Source organism: Stutzerimonas sp. 21-1 (assembly GCF_056336065.1).
Map to the genome: position 1 here is coordinate 559527 of NZ_CM150500.1, position 19821 is coordinate 579347.

Genomic DNA, 19821 nt, shown 5'->3' on the forward strand with positions numbered 1-19821 from the left:
TCTCAGCGTGACGGCTGGCGATCCAGCCAGCCGCGTACGCGGCGCACCAGCTGTTGCTGCGCGCCGTCGCGATCGGCGGCCAGCGTCGGCAAGGCGACCTGACGATAGTCCGGATGGCCGGTCCGGCGCGCCGCGTTGCGTCGTTGCAGCGCCTGCCGCTGCGCCGCCGGCCGTTCATCGGTATGGAAGTCGCCCACCGCGGTCGGTAGCGCCGACAGCAGGTCTTCCAGCGACTGCTCGGCCGATGCCGGTCGTTGCGGCTCGATCACGATCAGCTGGCGGATGTCCTTGGGTTGCATCTGCGCCAGGTACTGGCTCGCCCAGTAGGCCCCGGTGCCGTGGCCGACGAGCACGATCTCCGCCGGCTTCGCGGACCGTGCATGCTCGACCGCGGCGGCGAGGCGCGCCTGCATGCGGTCGACGTGACTCGCGGGCGTGGCGTCCTGCTCCGGCGGCGTCGGCTCCGCGGGCGGCTCGTCATCGGCGGGAGCGGTCTGCTCGGGCAGATAGCCGGCGCTGGCGGGCTGCGCCGAGGCTTGCTCGGCATCGGCATCGGCATCGGCATCGGCATCGGCATCGGCATCCGCGTCGTCCCCCGCCGCATCGGCTTCTGCCGCGTCCTCGGTCGATGCTGGGATGGAGGCTTGCGCGGGCGTCGTCAGGCGCGCCAGCGGGTCGGTCATTGCATCGGTGGGCGTGAGGCTCAGGGTGTGCCAGCCATGCTCGGGGAGCGCGCGGCGAAGCGGTGCGACGACGCGCGGCCAGTCGGCGGTTTCGCCTTCGCTCGGCACGATGATCAGCACCCCGCGCGGCTTGGCCGTATTCGCCGGCTGCCACAGTGCGAGAAAGGCGTCATCGCCGCCAAGCTGCAGTTGCGCGGCGCGGTCGAGCTGTCGGCGCAAGCCGTCGGCCAGCGCGGCGCTGCGCGGCTGCACGGCTGATCGTGGCGTGGTCGGGGCTTCGTCCGCCTGATTCTGCTTTGGCGGCTGCGGCTCTTGCGCAGCGCCGAACTGTGGCGCAACGCCACCAATGGCGAAGCCGAGCACCAGCGCGAAAGCAGGCACGCGACGCATGAAGTATCTCCCGTATCGAGGCCGGAGCCATGCTGGCGCCGGCAGGGTTTATGCATTACAACAGCGTGTCGGCACGCCCATCAATTGCGTGAATATATGCTTGCTTCCACCCTGCGCCGCCTCCTTCTGTTCGTGCTGCTTTTGCCCCTCGCTGCGCATGCCGCGCCGCAGGACGAGGGTGCGCGAGTCTGGCTGGATGGGCAGCGCGAGTGGCGCGTGGGAGTGGTGATGGGCGCGCCCTATGCCGAGTATGACCAGCGTCAGCGGCGCCTGTCAGGCTTCCATGTGCAGCTGATGGAGCAGATCGCCGCGCAGTTGGGTGTGCGGCTGCACTGGCGCCGCTTCGACGATGAGGCCGCGCTCGAAAAGGCCGCCCGCGAAGGACTGATCGATGTGGCGCCCGGTCTGCGGCAGACGCCGGCCGGCCTGCGGCTGTGGCGTTACAGCGACCCGTTTCTGCGCATTGCGCGCCTGCTCGTCGGCGACCGCGACGGCCCGCGCGCCATCGACCTTGAGCTGCTGCATCCCAGCGAGCTGATCGCGGCCGAGGGGCCGGGCTCGGTCACCGAATTCCTCGCCACCAACTACCCGAACATCACCGTGCTGACCGCAGCCAGCCAGGCCGATGCGCTGCGCCAGGTGCTCGAAGCCAAGGCCAGCTACGCGGTCGTTGACGAGCCGCTGTTCGGCCGCCTGTCGCAGCAGATCGAGTACGCGCCATTGGCGGTGGTCGGCGATCTGGGTAGCCCGCAACTGCTGCGCATCGCCTCGCGGCGCGACAGTCCCGCGCTTGCCGCGCTGCTCGACAGCGCCATACGCGAGTTCCCGGCGCGGGAGTTCGCCCAGCTGCAGGAGCAGTGGCTCAAGCCGCGCAGCATCGACCTCGGCCGCGAGCTTGGCTACTGGCGCAGCCTCAGCCTGCTGCTCGGTGTGTTGCTGCTGATCTGCCTGCTGATGTTCGGTTGGCAGCGCCATCAACACGGCCTGCTGGAAACCCGGTTGAAGGCCGCGCGGCGCGACATCGAGCTGCGCGAGGCCGCCGAGGAGTCGCAGCGGCTCACGCAGTTCTGCCTGGATCACAGCACCGTCGGTATCCTCTGGCTGAACTGGGACAGTCGCGTGCGCTACGCCAACCAGGCGGCCGAGTCGCTGCTCGGCTATGCCCGCGGCGAATTGCTGGACTGCCCGCTGGATGCGCTCGATCCAGCGCTACAGATGGATGCCTGGCTCGAGCGCTGGCGCGCCGCACGCACCGGCGAAAACGACCGCGAAGTGCATGAGTGCGAATGGCAGCGCGCCGACGGCCAGCGTTTTCCCGCGGCGATCACCTACAGCTTCCTGCGCTTCGGCAGTCGCGAGTATCTGGTGGTGTTTCTCGCCGATATCACCGAACGCCGCCGTGCCAGTGCGCAACTGCAGGAGAGCGAGGCGCGGCTCAAGGCCATGGCTGGCAACGTGCCGGGGCTGGTGTTCCGCCTGGAGCGCGAGACGCCGCAGGGCGCGGTGCGCATTGCCTATATCAGCGAGGCCAGTCAGCGCCTGGTGGGCTATTCCGCCGAGCGCCTGCTGGAGCCGGAGCGGGGTATTCGCAGTCTGGTGCATGCCGACGACGAGGCCGACTACTGGGCCAGCCAGCAGCTGGCGCTGGAGCAGGGTAAGGACTGGCGCTGGCAGGGGCGCATCCTCAACCGCGACGGCGAAGTGCGCTGGGCCGACATCCGCGCCTCCGTGCGTGGCCAGCCGGGCGGCCGTCAGGTGTGGGACGGCATCGTCTGGGACATTACCGACAACAAGCGCATTGAGCTGGAGCTGGCGGCCTCGCGCGTGCAGCTGCGTGAGCTGGCGGCGCACCTGGAGACGGTGCGCGAGGAAGAGAAGGCGCACATCGCTCGCGAAGTGCACGACGAGCTGGGCCAGGTGCTGACCGTGCTCAAGCTGGAAATCTCGATGTGCGAGCTCGGTTTCGCCGGCCTCGATCCGGCCCTGGCGCAACGCCTGCAGAGCATGAAACGGCTGATCGCCCAGCTGTTCCAGCGTGTGCGCGACGTCGCCACCGCGCTGCGCCCGCCAATTCTCGACGCCGGCCTCGCTTCGGCAGTGGAATGGCAGGGGCGACGTTTCGAGGAGCGCAGCGGCGTGGCCTGTCTGGTCGAGGTGCCGGAATGCCCGCTGCCGCTGGGCAACGCCAAGGCCATCGGCCTGTTTCGCATCCTGCAGGAGTCGCTGACCAACGTGATGCGCCATGCCCAGGCACAGACGGTCAGCGTGCAGCTGACGGTCGAGGGCGACATGCTCTGCCTGCGCGTCGGTGACGACGGCTGTGGCTTTGCCGAGACGGCCCGCGGACCGGGCAGTTCGTTCGGCCTGGTCGGCATGCGCGAACGGGTGCAGATGCTTGGCGGGCAGCTCAGCATCGACAGCCAGCCCGGTCGGGGCACCACCATCACCGCGCGGGTGCCGCTGGACCCCGCGCCGCTTTCAACAGCCGCCAGCACGGGAGCACTGTCGTCATGATCAGAGTCATGGTCGCCGAGGATCACACCATCGTCCGCGAGGGAATCAAGCAGCTGATCGGCATGGCCCAGGACATGCAGGTGGTCGGCGAGGCCGCCAACGGCCAGCAGCTGCTCGACCAGCTGCGCCAGGTCAGCTGCGACGTGGTGCTGCTGGATATCTCCATGCCGGGCGTCAACGGTCTCGAGGCGATCCCGCGGATTCGCGCGCTGAACCAGCCACCGGCGGTGCTGGTGCTGTCGATGCACGACGAGGCGCAGATGGCGGCGCGGGCGCTGAAGATCGGCGCCGCCGGTTACGCGACCAAGGACAGCGAGCCGGCGCTGCTGCTCACCGCGTTGCGCAAGGTCGCCGGCGGCGGTCGCTACATCGACCCGGCGCTGGCCGACCGCATGGTCTTCGAGGTGGGTCTGACCGATTCGCGACCGCCCCATGCGCTGCTTTCCGAACGCGAATATTCGGTGTTCGAACGGCTGGTGCAGGGCGATTCGGTGAACGATATCGCCGGCAAGCTGGCGCTGAGCAGCAAGACCATCAGCACCCATAAGGCGCGCCTGATGCAGAAACTGGCGGCACATTCGGTGGCCGACCTGGTGCGCTACGCCCTGGAACACAAGCTGGTCTGAGCACCGCCCGCCGATCCGTCGTGTAGGGCGTTCCCTACACACGACTCTCCCCAACGCCTAGGCCAATCGCTCCGCTGTACTGATTTTGCCGTGCCCGTTGCCCTTCTACGCTGTGGCCACGGTTCAACGGTTAGGCAGGTGCAGCAGCATGGTCGAGTCAACGGCGAACGATATCCTGGTGAGCTTTCGCGGCGTCCAGAAGAGCTATGACGGCGAGTCGCTGATCGTCAGGGATCTGAATCTGGACATCCGCCGCGGCGAATTCCTCACCCTGCTCGGGCCGTCCGGCTCGGGCAAAACCACCAGCCTGATGATGCTGGCCGGCTTCGAAACCCCGACGGCGGGGGAAATCCTCCTCGATGGCCGCGCGATCAACAACGTGCCGCCGCACAAGCGCGACATGGGCATGGTGTTCCAGAACTATGCGCTGTTCCCGCACATGACCGTGTCGGAAAACCTGGCCTTCCCGCTCAGCGTGCGCGGCATGCCCAAGCCGGACATCAAGGAGCGGGTCAAGCGTGCCCTGGCGATGGTGCAGCTGGAGGGCTTTCGCAATCGCTATCCGGCGCAGCTTTCCGGCGGCCAGCAGCAGCGCGTGGCGTTGGCGCGGGCGCTGGTGTTCGAGCCGCAACTGGTGCTGATGGACGAACCGCTGGGCGCGCTGGACAAGCAGCTGCGCGAGCAGATGCAGATGGAGATCAAGCACCTGCACCAGCGCCTCGGCGTCACCGTGGTCTACGTCACCCATGATCAGGGCGAAGCGCTGACCATGTCCGATCGCGTCGCGGTGTTCCATCAGGGGCAGATCCAGCAGATCGAAGACCCCTGCACGCTCTACGAAAAGCCGCTGAACACCTTCGTCGCCAACTTCCTCGGCGAGAACAACCGTCTGCCGGCGCACCTGCTCGAACAGCGCGGCGACAGCTGCACGGTCAAGCTGGAGCGCGGCGAAACCGTCCAGGCGCTGGCGGTCAACGTCGGCGCCACGGGCAGTCCGGTCAACCTGTCGATTCGCCCGGAGCGCGTGCTGCTCAACGGCGCCAGCGCCAGTTGCCCGAACCGCTTCACCGGCCGTGTTGCCGAGTTCATCTACCTCGGCGACCACATCCGCATTCGCCTGGAGGTCTGCGGGGTCAGCGATTTCTTCGTCAAGCAGCCGATTGCCGAGTTCGACCACGCCCTGCGCGTCGGCGATGTGGTGCCGATCGGCTGGCATGTCGAGCACGTGCGTGCGCTGGACCCGCTGCAGGCGGCCTGAGGCATTACAAGAACCCTAACAACTGCATCATGGAGCGAACTGGTATGAGCAACTACCTGAAACTGTCCGCGCTGGCGCTCGGACTCGTCTGTGCCGGCCAGGCCACCGCCGAAAGCCTGACCGCGGTGAGCTTCGGCGGCGCCAACAAGCAGGCGCAGGTCAAAGCCTTCTACGAGCCCTGGGAAGCCGCCGGTCACGGTGACCTGATCGCCGGCGAGTACAACGGCGAGATGGCCAAGGTGAAGGCGATGGTCGACACCAACAGCGTGTCGTGGAATCTGGTCGAGGTGGAATCGCCGGAGCTGTCGCGCGGCTGCGATGAAGGCCTGTTCGAGGAACTCGACCCGGGCATCGTCGGTAATCCAGATGATTTCGTCGAAGGCGCGATCCAGCCCTGCGGCGTCGGCTTCTTCGTCTGGTCGACGGTGCTGGCCTACAACGCCGACAAGCTCGAGAGCGCGCCGTCCGGCTGGGCGGATTTCTGGGATACGGAGAAATTCCCCGGCAAGCGCGGCCTGCGCAAGGGCGCCAAGTACACCCTCGAATTCGCGCTGATGGCCGATGGCGTGCCGGCCAAGGACGTCTACAAGGTGCTGGCGACCAAGGACGGGCAGAACCGCGCGTTCAGAAAGCTCGACCAGCTCAAGCCGCACATTCAGTGGTGGGAGGCCGGCGCGCAGCCGCCGCAGTTCCTTGCCTCCGGCGACGTGGTGATGAGCAGCGCCTACAACGGCCGCATCGCCGCGGTGCAGGACGAAAGCAACCTGCAGATCGTCTGGAGCGGCGGCATCTACGACTTCGATTCCTGGGCCATCCCCAAGGGCGCCAAGAGCCAGGAACTGGCCCGCAAGTTCATCGCCTTCAGCGTCGAGCCGCAGCAGCAGAAGGCCTACTCCGAGAACATCGCCTACGGCCCGGCGAACACCCAGGCGGTGCCGTTGCTGGATGAGCAGCGCCTGACGCAGATGCCCACCGCGCCGGAGAACATTGCCGACCAGGTGGCGATGGACGTGACCTTCTGGGCCGACTACGGCGAACAGCTCGAACAGCGTTTCAACGCCTGGGCAGCACGCTGACCCTGGAGCCCCGCCGCACTGGCGGGGCCGGTCCCAGCCATCGGAACGAATCGCGGAGTCATCATGGCCACAGCAATATCCCTGCCGGCGAACCAGATCGCCGAGCCCAATCTGAAACAGCGACTGGCACGGGCCGAACGGGTGAACAAGCTCAAGTCGCAGGCGCTGATCCTGCCGCTGCTGCTGTTCGTGCTGCTGACCTTTCTGGTGCCCATCGCCTCGCTGCTCTGGCGCAGTGTTGAGAACCCCGAGGTGGTGAACACGCTGCCGCGCACGCTGGCGGCGCTGGCCGAATGGGATGGCCGTGGCCTGCCGGCGGAGCCGGCCTATCAGGCGCTGGCCGAGGATCTGTATCAGGCGCGTCGCGAGCAGAGTCTGGGCGATCTGTCCAAGCGGCTGAACATGGAGCTGGCCGGTTACCGCAGCCTGCTGACCAAGACCGCACGGGCGCTGCCGTTTCGCGAGGTGCCGGCGTCCTATCAGGAGGCGCTGGAAGCGCTCGACGAGCGCTGGGGCGACCCGGCGTTCTGGCAGGTGATCCAGCGTAACGACAGCGCGGTGACCGGCTACTACCTGCTGGCGGCGCTCGATCATCGCATCGACGAGCTGGGCGAGCTGGCCAAGGTTTCGCCGGATCAGGCGGTGTATCTGGACATCTTTGCGCGGACGTTCTGGATGGGCCTGGTGATCACCGCGATCTGCCTGCTGCTCGCCTATCCGCTGGCCTATCTGCTGGCCAACCTGCCGGCGCGGCAGAGCAACCTGCTGATGATCCTGGTGCTGCTGCCGTTCTGGACCTCGATCCTGGTGCGCGTGGCAGCGTGGATCGTGCTGCTGCAGTCCGGCGGCCTGATTAATGGTGCGTTGCTGAAGATGGGCCTGATCGACGAGCCGCTGCAGCTGGTGTTCAACCGCACCGGTGTGTACATCGCCATGGTGCACATTCTGCTGCCGTTCATGATCCTGCCGATCTACAGCGTGATGAAGAACATCTCGCCGAGCTACATGCGTGCGGCGGTCTCGCTGGGCTGTCATCCGTTCGCCAGCTTCTGGCGGGTGTACTTCCCGCAGACGCTGGCCGGGGTCGGTGCCGGCAGCCTGCTGGTGTTCATCATCGCCATCGGCTACTACATCACCCCGGCGCTGCTCGGCAGCCCGAACGACCAGATGGTCAGCTACTTCGTCGCCTTCTACACCAACACCACCATCAACTGGGGCATGGCCACGGCGCTCGGCGGGCTGCTGCTGCTCGCCACGCTGCTGCTGTACGTCATCTACAGCTGGCTGGTCGGCGCCAGCCGACTGCGGCTGGGTTGATGACGGTCGCGACTTCCATGATGCATCTGGCAGGAGAACGTTCATGCTGAGCCCCTACATGTCGCCCGTCGAACGGGCCTGGTACTACGCGCTGCGCATCCTCTGCGCGCTGGTGCTGCTGTTTCTGATCGTGCCGGTGCTGGTCATTGTGCCGCTGTCGTTCAACTCCGGCTCGTTCCTGGTCTATCCGCTGCAGGGCTTCTCGCTGCGCTGGTACGAGGCGCTGTTCACCTCGGCAGACTGGATGCGCTCGCTGAAGAACAGCCTGCTCATCGCGCCGGCCGCGACCGCCCTCGCCGTGGTGCTCGGCACGCTGGCGGCGGTCGGCCTGACCCGTGCGGAGTTTCGCGGCAAGGCGCTGCTGATGACCGTGCTGATCTCGCCGATGGTGGTGCCGGTGGTGATCATCGGCGTCGCCAGTTACCTGTTCTTCGCGCCGCTGGGCATGGGCAACAGTTACCTGTCGCTGATCCTCGTGCATGCCGTGCTCGGCGTGCCGTTCGTGATCATCACGGTGTCGGCGACGCTGCAGGGCTTCAACTACAACCTGGTGCGCGCCGCGGCCAGCCTCGGGGCCTCGCCACTGACCGCGTTCTTCCGCGTGACGCTGCCGCTGATCGCGCCGGGAGTGATCTCCGGTGCGCTGTTCGCCTTCGCCACCTCGTTCGATGAAGTGGTGGTGACGCTGTTCCTCGCCGGCCCCGAGCAGATCACCCTGCCGCGGCAGATGTTCAGCGGCATCCGCGAAAACCTCAGCCCGACCATCGCCGCCGCCGCGACGCTGCTGATCGGCTTCTCCATCGTGCTGCTGCTGACCCTGGAATGGCTGCGTGGCCGTGCCGAGAAGCTGCGCACCCAACAACCTGCCTGACGGAATTCGCACATGACTCTGCAACTGGGGCAACCCGATCTGCTGCGCCAAACCGCCTATCTCAACGGTGAATGGTGCGAGGCCGACAGCGGCGCGCGCACCGAGATCTTCAATCCGGCCACCGGCGAGCTGATCGGTGCGGTGCCGAACATGGGCCGCGGTGAAACCCGTCGCGCCATCGAGGCCGCGCAGGCAGCCCAGCCGGCCTGGCGTGCGCTGACCGCCAAGGAGCGCGCGGCGCGGCTGCGCCGCTGGTACGAGCTGATGCTGGAGAATCAGGAAGACCTGGCGCGCATCATGACCGCCGAACAGGGCAAGCCGCTGGCTGAGGCGCGGGGCGAGGTGGCCTACGCCGCATCCTTTCTCGAATGGTTCGCCGAGGAGGGCAAGCGCCTCTACGGTGATGTGATTCCGGCCCACGCCGGCGACAAGCGCATCCTGGTGCAGAAGGAGCCGGTCGGTGTCACCGCCGCGATCACACCGTGGAATTTTCCCAGCGCGATGATCACCCGCAAGGCTGGACCGGCGCTGGCCGCCGGCTGTGCCATGGTGCTCAAGCCGGCGCCGCAGACACCGTTCTCGGCACTGGCACTGGCCGCGCTGGCCGAGCGCGCGGGCATTCCGGCGGGGCTGTTCAGCGTGATCACCGCCGATGCCGCCACGTCCCGCGAAGTCGGCGCCGAACTCTGCGAAAACCCCATCGTGCGCAAGCTGTCGTTCACCGGCTCGACGGCGGTGGGCATCACGCTGATGCAGCAGTGCGCGCCGACGCTGAAGAAGCTCTCGCTGGAGCTGGGCGGCAACGCGCCGTTCATCGTCTTCGACGACGCCGATCTGGATGCGGCGGTCGAGGGCGCGATGATCTCCAAGTACCGCAACGCCGGGCAGACCTGCGTCTGTGCCAACCGCCTCTACGTGCAGGACGGCATCTATGACGCCTTCGTCGACAAGCTTGCCGCGGCGGTGGCGCGGCTGAAGGTCGGCAACGGTGCGGAGGAGGGCGTGACCACCGGCCCGCTGATCGATGCCGCGGCCGTGGCCAAGGTCCAGCGCCACCTGCAGGACGCCTTGGACAAGGGCGCCACCCTGTTGGCCGGCGGTAAACCCCATGCGCTGGGCGGCAACTTCTTCGAGCCGACGCTGGTGGGCGGCGTCACTGCCGAGATGGTGGTGGCGCGCGAGGAAACCTTCGGCCCGCTGGCGCCGCTGTTCCGCTTCAGTGACGAGGCTGAGGTGATTCGCCAAGCCAACGACACCGAGTTCGGCCTTGCCGCCTATTTCTACGCCCGCGACCTGAGCCGGGTGTTCCGCGTCGCCGAGGCGCTGGAGTACGGCATGGTCGGCATCAACACCGGGGTGATCTCCACCGAGGTCGCGCCGTTCGGCGGCATGAAGGCCTCCGGCCTCGGCCGCGAAGGCTCGAAGTACGGCCTGGATGAGTATGTGGAAATCAAATACCTGTGCCTGGGCGGCATCTGATTCGCCGGGCCAAAATCGGCGTGCAAAATAATGCACGGAGTTTTACTGTAATCCGAACGCCTCGGATGGCGCGGCAGTCGATCATCGTATGCTGCCGCGCTCGCTTCCTGGCGTTCTTTCCGACCCGTGCCGACGATGAGCGGCTACCGAGGAGCTTATGAGCAAGACCAACGAATCCCTGATGCAACGCCGTGTCGCTGCCGTCCCGCGCGGCGTTGGCCAGATCCATCCGATCTTTGCCGACCATGCGAAGAACAGCAGTGTGGTCGACGTCGAAGGCCGCGAATTCATCGACTTCGCCGGCGGCATTGCCGTGCTGAATACCGGACACCTGCACCCGAAAATCGTCAAGGCGGTGGAGGAGCAGCTGCACAAGCTGACCCACACCTGCTTCCAGGTGCTGGCCTACGAGCCGTACGTCGAGCTGTGCGAGAAGATCAACGCGCGGGTGCCGGGCAACTTCGCCAAGAAAACCCTGCTGGTCACCACCGGCTCCGAGGCGGTCGAGAACGCGGTGAAGATCGCTCGCGCCGCCACCGGCCGCGCCGGCGTGATCGCCTTCACCGGCGCCTATCACGGCCGCACCATGATGACGCTCGGCCTGACCGGCAAGGTCGTGCCGTACTCCGCCGGCATGGGCCTGATGCCGGGCGGCATCTTCCGTGCGCTGTATCCCTGCGCCATCCATGGCGTCAGCGTCGACGACTCGATCGCCAGCATCGAGCGCATCTTCAAGAACGACGCCGAGCCGCGCGATATCGCCGCGATCATCATTGAGCCGGTACAGGGCGAGGGCGGCTTCAACGTCGCGCCGAAGGACTTCATGGCCCGCCTGCGCGCGCTCTGCAACGAGCACGGCATCCTGCTGATCGCCGACGAGGTGCAGACCGGCGCCGGGCGTACCGGCACCTTCTTCGCCATGGAGCAGATGGACGTGGTCGCCGACCTGACCACCTTCGCCAAGTCGGTCGGCGGCGGTTTCCCGATTGCCGGCGTATGCGGCAAGGCCGAGATCATGGATGCCATCGCACCCGGCGGGCTGGGTGGCACCTACGCGGGCAACCCGCTGTCCTGCGCGGCGGCGCTGGCGGTGCTGGAGGTGTTCGAGGAAGAGAAGCTGCTCGACCGCTGCAAGGCGGTAGCCGAGAAGCTGACCACCGGCCTCAAGGCGATCCAGGCGAAGCACAAGGAGATCGGCGAAGTGCGCGGCCTCGGCGCGATGATCGCTATCGAGCTGTTCGAGGACGGCGACCATGCGCGCCCGGCGGCGGCGCTCACTTCGCAGATCGTCGCCAAGGCGCGGGACAAGGGGTTGATCCTGCTGTCCTGCGGCACCTACTACAACGTGCTGCGCGTGCTGGTGCCGCTGACCGCCGAGGACGAGCTGCTCGACCGTGGCCTGGCGATCATCGGCGAGTGCTTCGACGAGCTGACCTGATGCAGAGGCGCGCCGGCATCCGCCAGCGGATGTCAGGCGCGCCGCAATCCTGACCCCTCGGGTACAATGCGCGGCATTCCGCCCGTGCCATCCGAGGTCGTCATGCAGCCGTTCGCTATCGCTCCGTCCATCCTGTCCGCCAACTTCGCTCGCCTGGGCGAGGAAGTGGACAACGTGCTCGCCGCGGGCGCGGACATCGTCCATTTCGACGTGATGGACAACCACTACGTGCCCAACCTGACCATCGGCCCGATGGTCTGTGCGGCGCTGCGCAAGCACGGTGTCACCGCGCCGATCGACGTGCACCTGATGGTCAAGCCGGTGGATCGCATGATCGGCGACTTCCTCGAAGCCGGCGCCAGCTACATCACCTTCCACCCGGAAGCCTCCGAGCACATCGACCGCTCGCTGCAGCTGATCAAGGACGGCGGCGCCAAGGCCGGCCTGGTGTTCAACCCGGCCACGCCGCTGGACGTGCTCAAGTACGTGATGGACAAGATCGACATGGTCCTGCTGATGAGCGTCAACCCCGGCTTCGGCGGGCAGAAGTTCATCCCCGGCACGCTGGACAAGCTGCGCGAAGCACGCGCGCTGATCGACGCCAGCGGTCGTGAAATCCGCCTGGAGATCGACGGCGGCGTCAACCCGAACAACATCCGCGAGATCGCCGCGGCCGGCGCCGATACCTTCGTCGCCGGCTCGGCAATCTTCAACCAGCCGGACTACAAGGCGGTGATCGACCAGATGCGCGCCGAGCTGGCGCTGGCGCGGCCATGACGCGTCTGGAGCAACTGTTCGACGGCCAGCTGCCGCGGCTGGTGATGTTCGATCTGGATGGCACCCTGATGGACTCGGTGCCGGATCTGGCCGCGGCGGTGGACAGCATGCTCGCCCAGCTCGGCCGCGCTCCGGCGGGCATCGAGCGCGTGCGCGACTGGGTCGGCAACGGTTCGCGCGTGCTGGTGCGCCGCGCCCTGGCCGGCAGCTACGAGCACGCCGGCATCGATGAGGACGAGACCGACGCGGCGCTCGCGCTGTTCATGCAGGCCTATGCCGGCAGCCATGCGCTGACCAGCGTCTACCCGGGCGTGCGCGAGTGCCTGGACTGGCTCGCCGCGCGGGACGTGGCGCTGGCGGTGATCACCAACAAGCCGGCCCAGTTCGTCGCGCCGCTGCTCGAAGAGAAGGGCCTGGGCGGCTACTTCGGCTGGCTGGTCGGCGGCGATACGCTGCCGCAGCAGAAGCCCGATCCCGCTGCGCTGTTCTGGGTGATGGAGAAAGCGGGCGCAACGCCGGCCGAGTCGCTGTTCGTTGGAGATTCGCGCAACGACGTCCGCGCCGCCGATGCTGCCGGCGTGCGCTGCGTAGGGCTGGCCTACGGCTACAACCACGGCCGGCCGATTGCCGAGGAGCGCCCCGCGCTGGTGCTGGATGACCTGCGCCTGCTGGTTGCTTCGGTTTCCGGGCTGCGCTAGTGTGGCCCGACTCCCGCTACCCCCGCCGAAGAGATCAGATCGTGGTGGTTACCCGCAAACAGTGGATGAAGGTCATCAAGGCCCTGGCCCGTTGGCGCTGGCGCGCCTGATCAGTCCCGACCGGCTCCGCGCCGGTGCGTTTGCGAACCTCTCTGTACGCCCCTCAACCACGAGGCTGATATGACCCGCGAAGAATTCCTGCGCCTGGCCGCCGAAGGCCACAACCGCATTCCGCTGTCGTTCGAGACGCTGGCCGATTTCGATACGCCGCTGTCGCTGTACCTCAAGCTCGCCGATGCGCCCAATTCCTACCTGCTCGAGTCGGTGCAGGGCGGGGAAAAGTGGGGGCGCTATTCGATCATCGGTCTGCCTTGCCGCACCGTATTGCGCGTGCATGATCACCACGTCCGCGTGACGGTCGATGGCGCCGAGACCGAAGCGCTCGAGGTCGAGGACCCGCTGGCCTTCGTCGAATCCTTCCAGCAGCGCTACCGCGTGGCGCCGGTCGCCGGCCTGCCGCGCTTCAACGGCGGTCTGGTGGGCTATTTCGGTTACGACAGCGTGCGCTACGTCGAGCGCAAGCTGGCACGGTGCCCGCATCCCGATCCGCTGGGCACGCCGGACATCCTGCTGATGGTCTCCGACGCGGTGGTGGTGTTCGACAATCTGGCCGGCAAGCTGCACTGCATCGTGCTGGTCGATCCGGCCGTCGAGGGCGCCTATGAGCAAGGGCTGGCGCATCTGGCGCAGCTGCGCGAGAAGCTGCGCCAGCCGATCGCGCCGCGCCTCGGACTGGATTTCGAGGCGTCCGCCGGGCGGGAGCCGAGCTTCCGCTCGAGCTTCAGTCGCGAGGATTTCGAGCAGGCCGTGCGCCGCATCAAGGACTACATCCTCGCCGGCGACTGCATGCAGGTGGTGATCTCGCAGCGCATGTCGATCCCGTTCGAGGCGGCGCCGATCGACCTGTATCGGGCGCTGCGCTGCTTCAATCCGACGCCGTACATGTACTTCTTCAACTTCGGCGACTTTCATGTGGTCGGCTCCTCGCCGGAGGTACTGGTGCGGGTCGAGGACGGCCTGGTCACCGTGCGCCCGATTGCCGGCACCCGCCCGCGCGGTGCCAGCGAGGAAGCCGATCTGGCGCTCGAGCAGGACCTGCTGTCGGACAGCAAGGAGCTGGCCGAGCACTTGATGCTGATCGATCTGGGACGCAACGATGTCGGCCGGGTGGCCGAGACCGGTTCGGTGAAGGTCACCGAGAAGATGGTCATCGAGCGTTATTCCAATGTCATGCACATCGTTTCCAACGTCACCGGTCAGCTCAAGGCGCGCCTGTCGGCCATGGATGCGCTGCGCGCGATCCTGCCCGCGGGCACGCTGTCCGGTGCGCCTAAGATCCGCGCGATGGAGATCATCGACGAGCTGGAACCGGTCAAGCGCGGCGTCTACGGCGGCGCCGTCGGTTACCTCGCCTGGAACGGCAACATGGATACCGCGATCGCCATCCGCACCGCGGTGATCAAGGACGGCGAACTGCATGTGCAGGCCGGCGCCGGCATCGTTGCCGACTCGCAGCCGGCGCTGGAGTGGGAAGAGACGCTGAACAAGCGCCGCGCCATGTTCCGCGCGGTGGCCCTCGCCGAACGCGACCAGCAGGAGAACTGATCATGCTGCTGATGCTGGATAACTACGATTCTTTTACCTACAACGTCGTGCAGTACCTCGGCGAGCTGGGCGCGGACGTCAAGGTGGTGCGCAACGACGAGCTGAGCGTGGCCGAAATCGAGGCGCTGCAGCCCGAGCGCATCGTCGTCTCTCCCGGTCCGTGCACGCCGAACGAAGCCGGTGTATCGCTGGAGCTGATTCGCCATTTCGCCGGCAAGCTGCCGATTCTCGGCGTCTGCCTCGGCCACCAGAGCATCGGCCAGGCGTTCGGTGGCGACGTGGTGCGCGCGCGCCAGGCCATGCACGGCAAGACCAGCCCGGTGTTCCATCGCGATCAGGGCGTGTTTGCCGGGCTGAACAATCCGCTCACCGTCACCCGTTACCACTCGCTGGTGGTCAAGCGCGAGACTCTGCCCGAGTGCCTGGAAATCAGCGCCTGGACCCAGCTGGAAGACGGCTCGGTCGACGAGATCATGGGCCTGCGCCACAAGACGCTGAATATCGAAGGGGTGCAGTTCCATCCCGAATCGATCCTGACCGAACAGGGCCATGAGCTGTTCGCCAACTTTCTGAAGCAGACCGGAGGCGTGCGCTGATGGATATCAAGGAAGCCCTCAACCGCATCGCCGGGCAGCTCGACCTCTCCACCGAGGAAATGAAGGCGGTGATGCGCCAGATCATGACCGGTCAGTGCACCGACGCGCAGATCGGCGCGTTCCTCATGGGCATGCGCATGAAGAGCGAGACCATCGACGAGATCGTCGGCGCCGTGCAAGTCATGCGCGAGCTGGCCGAGCCGGTGAGGTTCGAGGTCGACCGGTTGGTCGATACCTGCGGTACCGGTGGCGACGGCATGAACATCTTCAACGTCTCCACGGCTGCCGCCTTCGTCGTCGCCGCTGCTGGCGGCAAGGTGGCCAAACATGGCAATCGCGCCGTGTCGGGCAAGAGCGGCAGCGCCGATCTGCTGGAAGCGGCCGGCGTCTACCTCGACCTCACCCCCGAGCAGGTGGCGCGCAGTGTCGATACCGTGGGCGTCGGCTTCATGTTCGCGCCGGCCCATCACGGTGCGATGAAGTTCGCCGCCGGGCCGCGACGTGAACTGGGGCTGCGCACGCTGTTCAACATTCTGGGGCCGATGGCCAATCCGGCCGGCGTTCGTCATCAGGTACTCGGCGTGTTCAGCAAGGCGCTGTGCCGGCCGATGGCCGAGGTGCTGCAGCGTCTGGGCAGCAAGCATGTGCTGGTGGTGCATGCGCAGGACGGTCTGGACGAGATCAGCCTGGCCGCGCCGACCCACATCGCCGAGCTGAAGGACGGCGAAATCCGCGAGTACGCCGTGCAGCCGGAGGACTTCGGCATCAAGAGCCAGAGTCTGATCGGTCTGAACGTCGAAGATGCGCAGGGCTCGCTGGCGCTGATCCGCGATGCGCTCGGGCGGCGCAAGACCGAGAACGGGCAGAAGGCCGCCGACATTATCGTGCTCAACGCCGGTGCAGCGCTGTACGCCGCCGATCAGGCCTGGACCCTGAAGCAGGGTGTCGAGCTGGCCCACGATGCGCTGAGTACCGGCATCGCCCGGGACAAGTTCGAGGAGCTGGTGTCCTTCACCGCCGTATTCAAGCAGGAGAACCAGAAATGAGCGTGCCGACCGTGCTGGAGAAGATCATCGCGCGCAAGTACGAGGAAGTCGCCGAGCGCCGTTCGCGGGTCGGTCTGGACGAACTCGAGCGCCTGGCTGCCGCGGCTGACCCGGTACGTGGCTTCGCCGCGGCCGTGCAGCGGCGGGTCAAGGCCAAGGAAGCGGCGGTGATCGCGGAGGTGAAGAAGGCATCGCCGAGCAAAGGCGTGCTGCGCGAAAACTTCGACCCCGCCGAGATCGCGCGCAGCTACGAAGCGGGTGGCGCGGCCTGCCTGTCGGTGTTGACCGACGTTGATTTCTTCCAGGGTGCCGATGCCTACCTGCAGCAGGCACGTGCGGCCTGCAGCCTGCCGGTGATCCGCAAGGACTTCATGGTCGATCCCTACCAGGTGGTCGAGGCCCGCGCGCTGGGTGCCGACTGCATCCTGCTGATCGTCGCTGCGCTGGAGGATGCGCGCATGGCCGAGCTGGCGGCCGTGGCCGCGCAGCACGGGCTGGATGTGCTGGTGGAGGTGCACGACGGCGATGAGCTTGAGCGTGCGCTGAAACTGGAAACGCCGCTGCTGGGAATCAACAACCGCAACCTGCACACGTTCGAGGTCAATCTCGAGACGACGCTGGACTTGCTGCCGCGCGTGCCGCAGGACCGTGTGGTGGTGACCGAGAGCGGCATCCTCAACCGTGCCGACGTCGAGCTGATGGAGATCAATCAGGTCTATGCGTTTCTGGTGGGCGAGGCGTTCATGCGTGCCGAGCAGCCGGGCGCCGAGCTGCAGCGGTTGTTCTTCCCCGGTCGCCGTGCGCGGATCGCGGGTGGCGCGCCGGAGTGATGCGCCGCTGAAAAAAAAAGCCGGGGCATCGGTGATGCCTCGGCCTTCGTTCTTCCGGTGCCGCTGCAGGTTCAGCGCGTTCCGAATACCACCATTGTCTTGCCTTTGACGTAGACCAGTCCCTGCGATTCCAGGCTTTTCAGCACGCGGCCGACCATCTCGCGCGAGCAACCGACGATGCGGCCGATTTCCTGGCGGGTGATCTTGATCTGCATGCCGTCGGGATGAGTCATCGCGTCGGGCTGCTTGCACAGGTCGAGCAGCGTGCGGGCGACGCGGCCGGTAACGTCGAGAAATGCCAGGTCGCCGACCTTGCGGGTGGTGTTGCGCAGGCGATCAGCCATCTGGCTGCCCAGCGCGTAGAGAATTTCGGGGTCCTGCTGCGTCAGTTCGCGGAACTTGGCGTAACTGAGTTCGGCGACTTCGCACTCGGTCTTGGCGCGGACCCAGGCGCTGCGTTCTTTCTCGCTGCCTTCCTTTTCGAACAGACCCATCTCGCCGAAGAAGTCGCCGGCATTGAGGTAGGCGATGATCATCTCGCGGCCGTCATCGTCCTCGATCAGAATGGTCACCGAACCCTTGACGATAAAGAAAAGCGATTCGCAGCGATCACCGGCGTAAATGATGGTGCTCTTGGCGGTATATCGACGTCGGTGACAGTGGGCCAGCAGTTTGTCGATGTTCTTGATCTTTGGCGTAAGTGTGATAGCTACCATGCTCTAGGTCCCGGAAAATACTTGGAATGAGGCTGGTTCTTGTTATGTGTGACGAACAGTCGTTGATAAGCTGAGGCCCAGCTTATCAGACGAAATTTAACCAACCGAAGTTGCGACAGAGTTACGCAGTCGGTCAACGCGCCTTTGGTCGGGGGTGCAGTCCTCAGCACTCGAACCGTGCATGTTAAGCTATCTGGCAATTTTTTCTGGGAGTTAGTGAATGAAAGCGCGCATTCAATGGGCGGGCGAGGCCATGTTTCTCGGCGAATCCGGCAGCGGCCATGTGGTCGTGATGGACGGCCCGCCGGAGAGCGGCGGGCGCAACCTCGGTGTGCGTCCGATGGAGATGCTGTTGCTCGGCTTGGGCGGCTGCAGCAACTTCGATGTCGTCAGCATTCTCCGCAAATCACGGCAAGCGGTGGAAAGCTGCGAGGCCTTTCTCGAAGCCGAGCGTGCAGCCGAAGATCCCAAGGTATTCACCAAGATTCATCTGCGTTTCGTGGTCAAGGGCCGCGGCCTGAAAGAAGCGCAGGTCAAACGAGCGGTCGAACTTTCCGCCGAGAAATACTGCTCGGCATCGATCATGCTGGGCCGCGCAGGCGTCGAGATCAGCCACGACTACGAGATTGTCGAACTGGGCTGAGTTTCTCCGCGCATACCTCCAAGTCGAGAGACTTGCTTAATAAGAAAAGGACGCTCCAGGCGTCCTTTTCTTATTACAGCATCCGGCGGGCTAGATGCGGTAGGTGGTCTTCGTCATCACCTTGGCCATCATGCTCATGCCGAACTTGATCGGTGCCGGAAAGCGCAGGCCACCGGCAGCAATCGCGTTGGTGGAGTGCTCGGCTTCGTCGACACGCATCTGTTCGAGGATGGCGCGGGATTTCTCGTCTTCGGCCGGAAGTTGTCCGAGGTGGTCGTCCAGGTGCTTGCAGACCTGATCTTCAGTGGCCGCAACGAAGCCCAGGCTGACCCGGTCGCTGATCAGTCCGGCCGAGGCGCCGATACTGAAGGAGAGGCCATAGAACAGCGGATTGAGCACGCTGGTGTGGCTGCCCAGTTGGCGAATGCGTTGCTCGCACCAGGCCAGGTGGTCGATTTCCTCGTCGGCCGCGCGTTCCATCGCCGCGCGCACCTGTGGCAGTCGCGCGGTGAGCGCCTGCCCCTGGTACAGCGCTTGCGCGCACACCTCACCGGTGTGGTTGATGCGCATCAGCCCGGCGACGTGGCGCGAGTCGCGCTCGTCCAGTTCGGCGTCCGGCTTGACCACGGCGGGCGAGGGCCGACCGGGTTGGCCGCTGAAGGGCAGCAATGTGCGCAGCGCCGCGTCAGCCTGCATCAGCAGGCGATCAGCGGGGGAGTAATGGCGATGGGTTGTCATGATGCCTCCGGATTGAAACGACGCGCGGATGGATTCGTGAACGCAGGGCGCCAATCAACCCGGCGGCCAGTGCATCTGGCGCTGTCCCAGCACGTGCATGTGAATGTGATAGACCGTCTGTCCGCCGAGGTCGTTGCAGTTCATCACCACACGAAAACCCTCGGCACAACCGCGTTGCTCGGCCAGACGCTGGGCGGTGAACAGGATGTGTCCGGCCAGGGCCTTGTCATCCTTCTCGCTGAGGTCATGCAGGGTCGGAATGTGTTTTTTCGGGATGACCAGGAAATGCACCGGCGCCTGCGGAGCAATATCTTCGAATGCTATGACTTGGTCGTCTTCGTAGAGCTTGCGTGCCGGGATATCCCCAGCCACGATCTTGCAGAACAGGCAATCCATGGCATTCCTCCAGGCGTTGAGCGGTTGGACAGTGTAACAGGCCGCTTCGAGGCTGATGAATCCC

General features: G+C 65.9%; 19 protein-coding genes. 15 read left to right on the forward strand and 4 right to left on the reverse strand.

Annotated features, from left to right (window positions below; genetic code table 11):
• Window positions 1-2 precede the first annotated feature (2 nt).
• The gene (locus tag AC0ZJQ_RS02575; RefSeq protein ID WP_476477305.1) at window positions 3-1073 is read right to left on the reverse strand and encodes a DUF3530 family protein; all 1071 of its coding nucleotides are present in this window, start codon (window positions 1071-1073) and stop codon (window positions 3-5) included.
• 96 nt (window positions 1074-1169) lie between these two features.
• Between AC0ZJQ_RS02575 and AC0ZJQ_RS02580 the strand changes: the two genes are divergently transcribed.
• From AC0ZJQ_RS02580 to trpC, 14 genes are all read left to right on the forward strand, one after another.
• Window positions 1170-3587 carry a PAS domain-containing sensor histidine kinase gene (locus AC0ZJQ_RS02580; protein WP_476477306.1) on the forward strand — a complete coding sequence of 806 codons (2418 nt, stop codon included), beginning with the start codon at window positions 1170-1172 and terminating at the stop codon, window positions 3585-3587.
• Window positions 3584-4213 (forward strand): response regulator, encoded by a 630-nt coding sequence (locus tag AC0ZJQ_RS02585; RefSeq protein ID WP_314020078.1) that lies wholly within the window; start codon window positions 3584-3586, stop codon window positions 4211-4213. The genes AC0ZJQ_RS02580 and AC0ZJQ_RS02585 overlap by 4 nt, the downstream gene beginning before the upstream one ends.
• 148 nt (window positions 4214-4361) lie before the next feature.
• Window positions 4362-5471 (forward strand): ABC transporter ATP-binding protein, encoded by a 1110-nt coding sequence (locus tag AC0ZJQ_RS02590; RefSeq protein WP_077682659.1) that lies wholly within the window; start codon window positions 4362-4364, stop codon window positions 5469-5471.
• Window positions 5472-5515: 44 nt separating this feature from the next.
• Window positions 5516-6547 (forward strand): polyamine ABC transporter substrate-binding protein, encoded by a 1032-nt coding sequence (locus AC0ZJQ_RS02595; protein WP_391639296.1) that lies wholly within the window; start codon window positions 5516-5518, stop codon window positions 6545-6547.
• A 63-nt stretch (window positions 6548-6610) separates the two neighbouring features.
• Complete coding sequence (locus AC0ZJQ_RS02600; protein WP_314020080.1) at window positions 6611-7864, forward strand: ABC transporter permease; 1254 nt, start codon at window positions 6611-6613, stop codon at window positions 7862-7864.
• Between the two features lie 43 nt (window positions 7865-7907).
• Window positions 7908-8735, forward strand: a complete 828-nt coding sequence (locus tag AC0ZJQ_RS02605; protein WP_003290604.1) for an ABC transporter permease — start codon at window positions 7908-7910, stop codon at window positions 8733-8735.
• A gap of 12 nt (window positions 8736-8747) precedes the next feature.
• The gene (gene gabD, locus AC0ZJQ_RS02610; protein ID WP_314020081.1) at window positions 8748-10214 is read left to right on the forward strand and encodes an NADP-dependent succinate-semialdehyde dehydrogenase; all 1467 of its coding nucleotides are present in this window, start codon (window positions 8748-8750) and stop codon (window positions 10212-10214) included.
• A 157-nt stretch (window positions 10215-10371) separates the two neighbouring features.
• Window positions 10372-11652 carry a 4-aminobutyrate--2-oxoglutarate transaminase gene (gene gabT, locus AC0ZJQ_RS02615; protein WP_476477307.1) on the forward strand — a complete coding sequence of 427 codons (1281 nt, stop codon included), beginning with the start codon at window positions 10372-10374 and terminating at the stop codon, window positions 11650-11652.
• A gap of 102 nt (window positions 11653-11754) precedes the next feature.
• A complete protein-coding gene (rpe, locus tag AC0ZJQ_RS02620; RefSeq protein ID WP_155551087.1) occupies window positions 11755-12429 on the forward strand; it encodes a ribulose-phosphate 3-epimerase in 675 nt (224 codons plus the stop codon).
• Window positions 12426-13127 (forward strand): phosphoglycolate phosphatase, encoded by a 702-nt coding sequence (locus tag AC0ZJQ_RS02625; RefSeq protein ID WP_155551086.1) that lies wholly within the window; start codon window positions 12426-12428, stop codon window positions 13125-13127. The genes rpe and AC0ZJQ_RS02625 overlap by 4 nt, the downstream gene beginning before the upstream one ends.
• A gap of 180 nt (window positions 13128-13307) precedes the next feature.
• Window positions 13308-14792, forward strand: a complete 1485-nt coding sequence (gene trpE / locus AC0ZJQ_RS02630) for an anthranilate synthase component I (RefSeq protein WP_155551085.1) — start codon at window positions 13308-13310, stop codon at window positions 14790-14792.
• A gap of 2 nt (window positions 14793-14794) precedes the next feature.
• Window positions 14795-15388: an aminodeoxychorismate/anthranilate synthase component II gene (locus AC0ZJQ_RS02635; protein WP_054094478.1), complete on the forward strand. Its 594-nt coding sequence runs from the start codon at window positions 14795-14797 to the stop codon at window positions 15386-15388.
• On the forward strand, window positions 15388-16434 hold the full coding sequence (gene trpD, locus AC0ZJQ_RS02640) for an anthranilate phosphoribosyltransferase (RefSeq protein ID WP_476477308.1): 1047 nt from the start codon (window positions 15388-15390) through the stop codon (window positions 16432-16434). Before AC0ZJQ_RS02635 ends, trpD begins: the two co-directional genes overlap by 1 nt.
• On the forward strand, window positions 16431-17264 hold the full coding sequence (gene trpC / locus AC0ZJQ_RS02645) for an indole-3-glycerol phosphate synthase TrpC (protein ID WP_155551084.1): 834 nt from the start codon (window positions 16431-16433) through the stop codon (window positions 17262-17264). The genes trpD and trpC overlap by 4 nt, the downstream gene beginning before the upstream one ends.
• A gap of 71 nt (window positions 17265-17335) precedes the next feature.
• Here trpC and crp read toward each other — a convergent pair whose 3' ends face one another.
• A complete protein-coding gene (gene crp, locus AC0ZJQ_RS02650; RefSeq protein WP_008568240.1) occupies window positions 17336-17980 on the reverse strand; it encodes a cAMP-activated global transcriptional regulator CRP in 645 nt (214 codons plus the stop codon).
• Window positions 17981-18200: 220 nt separating this feature from the next.
• Between crp and AC0ZJQ_RS02655 the strand changes: the two genes are divergently transcribed.
• Window positions 18201-18623 carry an OsmC family protein gene (locus AC0ZJQ_RS02655; RefSeq protein WP_008568238.1) on the forward strand — a complete coding sequence of 141 codons (423 nt, stop codon included), beginning with the start codon at window positions 18201-18203 and terminating at the stop codon, window positions 18621-18623.
• A gap of 90 nt (window positions 18624-18713) precedes the next feature.
• On the opposite strand, the gene coq7 is transcribed toward AC0ZJQ_RS02655, so the two are convergent.
• Window positions 18714-19361, reverse strand: a complete 648-nt coding sequence (gene coq7, locus AC0ZJQ_RS02660) for a 2-polyprenyl-3-methyl-6-methoxy-1,4-benzoquinone monooxygenase (RefSeq protein ID WP_155551083.1) — start codon at window positions 19359-19361, stop codon at window positions 18714-18716.
• A 54-nt stretch (window positions 19362-19415) separates the two neighbouring features.
• A complete protein-coding gene (locus AC0ZJQ_RS02665) occupies window positions 19416-19757 on the reverse strand; it encodes a histidine triad nucleotide-binding protein (protein WP_008568236.1) in 342 nt (113 codons plus the stop codon).
• Window positions 19758-19821: the final 64 nt, after the last annotated feature.

What these genes read in the sequence shown, in the direction of transcription:
- AC0ZJQ_RS02575 (WP_476477305.1), bottom strand. Translation starts at nt 1,073, where the DNA reads ATGCGTCGCGTGCCTGCTTTCGCGCTGGTGCTCGGCTTCGCCATTGGT.
- AC0ZJQ_RS02580 (WP_476477306.1), top strand. Translation starts at nt 1,170, where the DNA reads ATGCTTGCTTCCACCCTGCGCCGCCTCCTTCTGTTCGTGCTGCTTTTG.
- AC0ZJQ_RS02585 (WP_314020078.1), top strand. Translation starts at nt 3,584, where the DNA reads ATGATCAGAGTCATGGTCGCCGAGGATCACACCATCGTCCGCGAGGGA.
- AC0ZJQ_RS02590 (WP_077682659.1), top strand. Translation starts at nt 4,362, where the DNA reads ATGGTCGAGTCAACGGCGAACGATATCCTGGTGAGCTTTCGCGGCGTC.
- AC0ZJQ_RS02595 (WP_391639296.1), top strand. Translation starts at nt 5,516, where the DNA reads ATGAGCAACTACCTGAAACTGTCCGCGCTGGCGCTCGGACTCGTCTGT.
- AC0ZJQ_RS02600 (WP_314020080.1), top strand. Translation starts at nt 6,611, where the DNA reads ATGGCCACAGCAATATCCCTGCCGGCGAACCAGATCGCCGAGCCCAAT.
- AC0ZJQ_RS02605 (WP_003290604.1), top strand. Translation starts at nt 7,908, where the DNA reads ATGCTGAGCCCCTACATGTCGCCCGTCGAACGGGCCTGGTACTACGCG.
- gabD (WP_314020081.1), top strand. Translation starts at nt 8,748, where the DNA reads ATGACTCTGCAACTGGGGCAACCCGATCTGCTGCGCCAAACCGCCTAT.
- gabT (WP_476477307.1), top strand. Translation starts at nt 10,372, where the DNA reads ATGAGCAAGACCAACGAATCCCTGATGCAACGCCGTGTCGCTGCCGTC.
- rpe (WP_155551087.1), top strand. Translation starts at nt 11,755, where the DNA reads ATGCAGCCGTTCGCTATCGCTCCGTCCATCCTGTCCGCCAACTTCGCT.
- AC0ZJQ_RS02625 (WP_155551086.1), top strand. Translation starts at nt 12,426, where the DNA reads ATGACGCGTCTGGAGCAACTGTTCGACGGCCAGCTGCCGCGGCTGGTG.
- trpE (WP_155551085.1), top strand. Translation starts at nt 13,308, where the DNA reads ATGACCCGCGAAGAATTCCTGCGCCTGGCCGCCGAAGGCCACAACCGC.
- AC0ZJQ_RS02635 (WP_054094478.1), top strand. Translation starts at nt 14,795, where the DNA reads ATGCTGCTGATGCTGGATAACTACGATTCTTTTACCTACAACGTCGTG.
- trpD (WP_476477308.1), top strand. Translation starts at nt 15,388, where the DNA reads ATGGATATCAAGGAAGCCCTCAACCGCATCGCCGGGCAGCTCGACCTC.
- trpC (WP_155551084.1), top strand. Translation starts at nt 16,431, where the DNA reads ATGAGCGTGCCGACCGTGCTGGAGAAGATCATCGCGCGCAAGTACGAG.
- crp (WP_008568240.1), bottom strand. Translation starts at nt 17,980, where the DNA reads ATGGTAGCTATCACACTTACGCCAAAGATCAAGAACATCGACAAACTG.
- AC0ZJQ_RS02655 (WP_008568238.1), top strand. Translation starts at nt 18,201, where the DNA reads ATGAAAGCGCGCATTCAATGGGCGGGCGAGGCCATGTTTCTCGGCGAA.
- coq7 (WP_155551083.1), bottom strand. Translation starts at nt 19,361, where the DNA reads ATGACAACCCATCGCCATTACTCCCCCGCTGATCGCCTGCTGATGCAG.
- AC0ZJQ_RS02665 (WP_008568236.1), bottom strand. Translation starts at nt 19,757, where the DNA reads ATGGATTGCCTGTTCTGCAAGATCGTGGCTGGGGATATCCCGGCACGC.